The 6843-nt window shown below is 68.1% G+C and carries 7 protein-coding genes and 1 pseudogene; 5 read left to right on the top strand and 3 right to left on the bottom strand.

What is annotated here, in order from left to right; translation table 11 throughout:
• Nucleotides 1-468, top strand: a pseudogene (locus tag Q0C59_RS17730) (acyl-CoA dehydrogenase); the annotation flags it as partial.
• Nucleotides 465-1721, top strand: a complete 1257-nt coding sequence (locus tag Q0C59_RS17725; RefSeq protein ID WP_291218009.1) for an FAD-dependent oxidoreductase — start codon at nucleotides 465-467, stop codon at nucleotides 1719-1721. The pseudogene Q0C59_RS17730 and the gene Q0C59_RS17725, both read left to right, overlap by 4 nt.
• A gap of 15 nt (nucleotides 1722-1736) precedes the next feature.
• On the opposite strand, the gene Q0C59_RS17720 is transcribed toward Q0C59_RS17725, so the two are convergent.
• The gene (locus tag Q0C59_RS17720; protein ID WP_291218007.1) at nucleotides 1737-2096 is read right to left on the bottom strand and encodes a helix-turn-helix transcriptional regulator; all 360 of its coding nucleotides are present in this window, start codon (nucleotides 2094-2096) and stop codon (nucleotides 1737-1739) included.
• Between the two features lie 233 nt (nucleotides 2097-2329).
• Here Q0C59_RS17720 and Q0C59_RS17715 point away from each other — a divergent pair, with 233 nt between their 5' ends.
• Nucleotides 2330-3094 (top strand): hypothetical protein, encoded by a 765-nt coding sequence (locus Q0C59_RS17715; RefSeq protein WP_291218005.1) that lies wholly within the window; start codon nucleotides 2330-2332, stop codon nucleotides 3092-3094.
• On the opposite strand, the gene Q0C59_RS17710 is transcribed toward Q0C59_RS17715, so the two are convergent.
• Nucleotides 3076-4119, bottom strand: a complete 1044-nt coding sequence (locus tag Q0C59_RS17710; protein WP_291218003.1) for an RNA methyltransferase — start codon at nucleotides 4117-4119, stop codon at nucleotides 3076-3078. The genes Q0C59_RS17715 and Q0C59_RS17710 overlap by 19 nt on opposite strands.
• A 19-nt stretch (nucleotides 4120-4138) precedes the next feature.
• Entirely contained in the window at nucleotides 4139-5044 is a 906-nt protein-coding gene (locus Q0C59_RS17705) for a LysR family transcriptional regulator (RefSeq protein ID WP_291218001.1), read from the bottom strand.
• A 98-nt stretch (nucleotides 5045-5142) separates the two neighbouring features.
• Here Q0C59_RS17705 and Q0C59_RS17700 point away from each other — a divergent pair, with 98 nt between their 5' ends.
• Together Q0C59_RS17700 and Q0C59_RS17695 are read left to right on the top strand one after the other, a co-directional pair.
• The gene (locus tag Q0C59_RS17700) at nucleotides 5143-6015 is read left to right on the top strand and encodes a pirin family protein (RefSeq protein ID WP_291217999.1); all 873 of its coding nucleotides are present in this window, start codon (nucleotides 5143-5145) and stop codon (nucleotides 6013-6015) included.
• Nucleotides 6016-6028: 13 nt separating this feature from the next.
• A partial coding sequence (locus Q0C59_RS17695) for a pirin family protein (protein WP_291217996.1) occupies nucleotides 6029-6843 on the top strand: 815 nt, incomplete at its 3' end.

Below are 6843 nucleotides of genomic sequence, written 5' to 3'. Positions count from 1 at the left end.
GACGAGGTCATGGCCGAGCCGGCCAAGCCGTTCATTGCGCGCATCCGCGCCGCCTTCGTCATGCTCCAGTGCGGCATGGCCGTGGGCGTCACGCAGGGCGCCATCGACTCGATCTGGGAAGTCGAAGCGCAGCTGGGGCATGTGAACCAGTTTCTGGAAGACCGGCCCGACGCCTTGCAGGCCGAGCTGGACGCGCTCACCGCGCGCGTGATGAAGCTGGCCGAAACACCCTTCAACCCGTCGGTGGAATTTTTCATCGACGTGCTCGACGCGCGCGCCCACGGTGCTGAACTGTCGCTGCGCGCCGCGCAGTCGGCCCTGCTGCACCAGGGCGCACGCGGTTACCTCATGAGCTCGGCCGTGCAGCGCCGCGTGCGCGAATCGCACTTTGTGGCCATCGTCACACCCGCCATCAAACACCTGCGCAAAGAGATCGCTCGGCTCTCCGCCGAGGTCATGCCGGCATGAACACCTCGCTCAACACGATCGCCGCTGCGGTGCAAGCCCTCGTACCCTGGCAGCAATACATCTGCGACGCCTGCGGCTACATCTACAACGAAGCCGACGGCGACCCCGACGGAGGCCTGGCCCCTGGCACGCGTTACGCCGACATTCCCGACGACTGGGCCTGCCCACTGTGCGGCGTGACCAAGGCCGACTTCACGCCGTACACACCGCCCAGCCTCGAAGCCCTGCGCGCTGGCCTGCAAACCAGCGCTCCGGTGGCCACACGCGGCGCGGCGGGCGTGCTCATCGTCGGCGCCGGGCGCGCCGGCTGGCAGATGGCCGAAGCCCTGCGTGCGCTCGACGCCGCCCTGCCCATCACCGTGGTCACCGCCTGCGCCGGCGACGTGTACGACAAGCCCATGCTGTCCATCGCCATGGCGCGCAGCACCGCGCTGGACGCCATGGTCAAGGAGAGTGGCGCGGCCGCCGCCGCACGCCTGAACGTGCGCCTGCTCAGCCACACCCACGCCGTGCGCATCTGCGCCGACACGAACCAGTTGCGCACCACGCGCGGCGTGCTGCGTTTTGACCGGCTGGTGCTGGCCCACGGCGCGCAAGCCGCGCTGCCGCCCACGCTGCCCGCTGCGATGTGCTGGCGCATCAACCACCTGGCGGCGTACCAGAAGCTGCGCGCTGCGCTGGGCGACACGCCCAAGGACATCGCCATCGTCGGCGCCGGCCTGATCGGCAGCGAACTCGCCAACGACCTCGCACTCGGCGGCCACCGCATCACCCTGCTCGATGTGCAGGCCGAACCCCTGGCCCGCTGGAGCGCCGAGGGCGCAGGCACGCAACTGCTCGACGCATGGAAAGACCTGGCCATCCGTTTCGTGGGGGGTGTGCAGGTGGCGCAGCTGGAGCAGGTGGCGGGCCGCTACCGCATCACCACCACCTGCGGCCAGCGCTTTGCTGCCGACCAGGTGATCGCCGCCGCCGGCCTGGCCACACCGCCGCGCCTGGCGCAGAGCGCCGACCTGAAGTGGGACAACGGCATCGCCGTGGACCCGGCGAACCTGAAGACCAGCAACGAACGCATTCACGCCATGGGCGACTGCATCGCCATCAACGGCCAGCCCAGCCGCTTCATCGAACCCATCGCCCGGCAGGCCCGGGCGATTGCGGCCGACATCTGTGGCACCGCGCCCGCGCCCTTTGAGCCGCGCGCGGCGGTGGTGCGGGTCAAGACAACGTCGCGGCCACTGACCTTGCACTGAGGGCTGTCACCGCGTTCAGTTGTCGGTATCGGCAGGCGGCTGCGCAAACGTCAGGATCAAGTCGCGCACGAACTTGCGCTGCGCGGGCGGCAGGCGCAGAAATGCGTCGAAAGTTTCACGGTCCTGGTAGCCGACGCCATCGGTCCAGCGCTGGCGGTGCTCCTGCACGCTGTGGCGCACCTTCACGCCAAAGCGCAGCACCTCCGGCTCCACCCGCAGAATCTCGGCCAGCACCAGCAATTTGTCCTGTTCGGGTATGGCTTCGCCGCGCAGCCAGCGCGACACCGCCTGAAACGAAACCGAGCGTCCCCAGTACTTGGCGTTGAAGAGATTGAGCAGCACGCCCGGCCGGGGTTCGAGGCCGGCAGACTGCATGGCGGCACGCAACCTTTGGGCAAATTCAAGCTTGTGTTCCATGCACCGAACGCTAGTTTTGGGTTCGATGGCGGATCAACTTTGTGTTGTACTATGAATTGACTTTTTGGTTGAATTTTTACGAATCATAGGTACCAAAGTTCTTGTTGAGGACCTCAGTGTCCTTCCACTGGCCGCAACCAGCATCAGGGAATGACATGAGTAGCCACCGTCGCAAAGCTGGAGAAGCCAGCTTGTTCACGCCCACCACAACCAGCCTTCTGCGGTGGTGGTTCGGCGCCGAAGAGGTCCATGCCCGGGGTGGGCTGGCATTCACCGAAACACAGCGGCAGGCCATTGCCGCCACCATTGCGCGGCACGAGCCCGCCAACCGGCAGCACCGAGTGGCGCCGCCACGGCACCGTGTCTGCCTCGCCGACGATCTCGACACCGTCCGGGTTCTGCTGGCTTTGCTGGTGTGGCAGTTGCTCAACCACACGGACGCGCGCGCCCTGGGTCTGAACGATCCGCGCTACACCCGGCACTTCGTGGCGATCTCACCCTGCCGGCCGACCCGCGAGCGCCTGCTGGACGCCCTGTGGGGCCAACCGATGCCGGGTGGTCTTGGCGCGCGGGACTTCGGCACAGCCGATCTGGTGCGGTTCGCCGACCTGCTCATTCCCGCGGCACGCCGCGACGAGGTGTACGCATTCGTGTGTGGCTGCGAAGCCATCGAACACGGTTCCGTCGGTGCTGAGTTGCTCGCCATCACCGGGCAGCGCCTGGATTCCATCCCCGACCTGGCGCGCTTGCCTCACCTCATGGTGTTCGAGCTCGAAGCACACAGCCAGGAACCGGCGCACGTACCCGCCGCCACGGCTGGGCGCCAGCAACTGCGCCGCGTGGTGTCGATGCATGGCAAGCCCTGCATGGAAGTGGTTTTTTCCCACCCCACCCGGTGCGCGCCGTCGCCCACAAGGCCAGGCCGCTTGCCCGGCGCTCAGGCAGAAAAGGGCTGACTCACCACAGCAATCACCCGCCGCGCCGGTGGCTGTGCCCGCGCCCGCAACTGCCCACACCCACCCTCCACGTCCTGCCCGGCCGACTGGCGCAGCTTGGTGAGGATGCCGCGGCGGTGCAGACGGCGCGCCATGTCCGCGGCCTGTTCCCAGCTTGGGCGCCGGTAGGGCAGGTCGTCCACCGCGTTGTACGGAATCATGTTGAGCACGGCGTACTTGCCGTGCAGCAGGCGCACGATGCCTTCGATCTCGTCGTCGCCGTCGTTGATGCCGGCCAGCAGCGTCCACTGGTACTGAATGGGGTAACCCGTGGCGCACGCGTAATGCTCGCCGGCCTCCACCAGTTCGTCGGGCGTCATGCGCGGGGCGCGGGGCAGCAGCTGTTCGCGCAGCTCGGCTTTGGTGGTGTGCAGCGAGAGCGCCAGCGCAGGCTTCACGCGGCCCAGAGGCAGGGCCTCGAACACGCGCGGATCGCCCACGGTGGAGAACACCAGTTGTTTGTGGCCGATGTTGCCCACGGTGCCCAGCAGGTCGATGGCCTCCATCACGTTGTCCAGGTTGTGCGCGGGCTCGCCCATGCCCATGAACACCACCTTCTTCACCGGCCGCAGCGTGCGCGCCAGCGCCACCTGCGCCACGATCTCGGCGCTGCCGACCTGGCGGATCAGGCCACTCTGGCCGGTCATGCAGAACACGCAGCCCACGGCGCAACCCACCTGCGTGGACACGCACAGGCCGTCGCGCGGCAGCAGCACGCTCTCCACCGTCTGGCCGTCGGCCAGCGCCACCAGCAGGCGGGCTGAGCCGTCTTCGCCGGGGTGCTCGGATTGCAGGCGAGCCAGCCCCGCAAGTTCGCTGGTCACCTCGGGCAGGGCCGCCACCAGCGTGGCCGGCAAAAAGTGCGTCAGCTCACGCCGGCCACTGTCTTGAGGCAGGGCCTGAGACCACAGGCGCAGCACGCGCTGCGTGTGGCGCGGGTTGGCGCCCAGGGCGCTCAATCTTTGGCGGAGGTGTTCGATGAGCATGGGAGACGGAGCTTACTGCTCAGCGTTCAAAGAGGGCGGACAAAGCAGGCCCGGCCTCGTCGATGAAATGGCGCAGCTTGGCCGGCACGAAGCGCTGCCCCGGGTACACGAGGTGGATCGGGTCGGTGCGCGCGGACCAGCCCGGCAGCAGCGGCACCAGCTGGCCGTGGCCGACCTCGCGGCGGCACACGTAGTCGGGCAGCAGGGCCACGCCCTGGCCATCGAGCGCGAGCTGGCGGATGAGTCGCATGTCGTTGGCGGCGAATGCGCAGCGCAGCGGCACCTGTGCGCGCGACTTGCCGCGCGTGAGTGTCCAGCTGTCGCGCCCCAGCGGGCTGAAGCACAGGGTGGCGTGCTGCGTGAGGTCTTTGGGTGTGCGCAGCGCCGGTGCCCGCGCGAGGTAGTCAGGGTGGGCAAACGGTGCCCAGCGCGCCTCGCCGATCTGGCGCGCCACCAGGCTGGAATCGGCCAGCTCGCCGGCGCGCAGCGCGAGGTCCAGTCCCTGCGCCACGAGGTCGAGCCGGGCGTCGGAAAACACCAGCTCCACCGCCACGCCGGGGTGCCGCGCTCGGTAGCCGCTCAGGATGTTGAGCAGCTGGTCGTCGCCCATGTCGATCGGCAGCGTGATGCGCAGCAGGCCCTGTGCTTGGTGCTTGCCCGCATCGAGTTGCGCCTCCGCCTGCAAGATGTCTTCCAGCCCGCGCGCGGCCTGCGCCAGGTAAGTCTGGCCCGCTTCGGTCAGGTGCAGGCGGCGCGTCGTGCGCTGCAGCAGCGTCACGCCCAGGCGCTGCTCCAGCCGCGACACACGCACGCTCAGTGTGGAGGTGGGCATGCCCATGAGCCGCGCGGCGGCGCTGAAGCCACCCGCCTGCGCCACGCGCACGAACACCAGCGTGTCGTTGAGGTCGGGGTTCTGGGGGCTCACTGGATTGTTCAGCTCATTGAAAAATGATTTGTGATCTTACCGACTTATCAGCGCAGCGCTGCCCCGGTACAGTGGGCCTTCCACAGGAGATTGCCCCCATGAAAACCGTTTCTTTCATCCAGCGCAGCGCCGGCGGCCATTGGGTCGGCGACGGCTTCCCGGTGCGCAGCATGTTTTCGTACAACGACCGGCCCGAGCGCTTCTCGCCGTTTCTCATGCTCGACTACGGCGGCCCCACGCGCTTCGAGCCCACCACGAAGCAACGCGGCGTGGGCCAGCACCCGCACCGCGGTTTCGAGACCGTCACCATCGTCTACGAGGGTGAGGTCTCGCACCGCGACTCCAGCGGCGGAGGCGGCACCATCGGCCCCGGTGAGGTGCAGTGGATGACGGCGGCCAGCGGCATCGTGCACGAGGAGTACCACGGCGAGCGCTTCGCCCAAACCGGCGGCGCGTTCGAGATGGTGCAACTCTGGGTGAACCTGCCGGCGCGCGACAAGATGGCCGCGCCGGGCTACCAGGGCATCACCCGCGAGCAGATTCCCGAGGTGGCTTTGCCCGACGGAGCCGGCACGGCGCGCATCATCGCGGGCGAATTGCTCGGCGCAAAAGGTCCGGCCCACACCTTCACACCCATGCAGGTGTGGGACCTGCGCCTGAAGGCTGGCCACAGCGTCACCTTGCCCGCTGCCGCAGGCCACACCACCGCACCGCTGGTGCTGCGCGGGCGCTTGCGCCTGTCCGACGGCAAGGAAGTGGTGGCGGCGAATCTGCCGGTCTTCTCGCGCGATGGCGAGGATGTAACGCTGGAGGTGCTGGAGGACAGCACCGTGCTCTGGCTGAGCGGCGAGCCGATCGACGAGCCGGTAGTGGGTTACGGCCCGTTCGTGATGAACACCGAGGCCGAGATCCACCAGGCCTTCACCGATTTCCAGAGCGGCAAGATGGGCCGCATCACCGCCGAGGTTTGAACAGGAGAAGACGATGCTTGAAATGGTCATCACCGCGCGCACTGCCGACCTGGGCCACGGCCTGAAGGTGCGGCGCGTGCTGCCCTACGCCAAGCGCCGCATGGTCGGCCCCTGGATCTTCGTGGACCACGCCGGACCGGTGACGCTGGCACCCGAAAACACACGCGCGGCCGATGTGCGGCCGCACCCGCACATCGGCCTGTCCACCGTGAGCTACCTGCTCAGCGGACAGGTCCATCACCGCGACAGCCTGGGTGTTGACCAGCTCATCAACCCCGGCGACGTGAACTGGATGACCGCCGGACGCGGCATCTCGCATTCGGAGCGCTTCAAGCACCCGGAGTCGTTCGCTGGCGGCGGGCTGGAGCTGATGCAGCTCTGGGTGGCCCTGCCCGAAGCCGATGAAGAGACCGACCCGGCCTTCACCCACTACCCGTCGGCCGACCTGCCGGTGCAGGAGCGGGACGGCGTGTGGATGCGCCTGATCGCGGGCGAGGCGTATGGCATGACGAGCCCGGTGAAGACGCATTCGCCGCTGTTTTACCTCCACACCGAATGGCCGGCCGGCGCCAGCCTGGCCCTGCCCGGCGGGTACAGCGAGCAGGCGGTGTACGTGGCGCGCGGCGAGATTGAACACGCCGGCGAAACCTACGAGCCGGGCCAGCTGCTGGTGTTCGGCAACGACACCGACGCCGTGGTCACCGCGCGCACCAAGAGCACGCTGATGGTCTTCGGCGGCGAGCCGCTGGGCGAGCGCCACGTGTTCTGGAACTTCGTGTCCTCGCGCAAGGAACGCATCGAACAGGCCAAGGCCGACTGGGCGGCGGG

It is taken from the genome of Hydrogenophaga sp., from assembly GCF_022844385.1.
Taxonomy (GTDB): Bacteria; Pseudomonadota; Gammaproteobacteria; order Burkholderiales; family Burkholderiaceae_C; genus Hydrogenophaga.
This window is presented reverse-complemented; position numbering and strand designations above follow the sequence as displayed.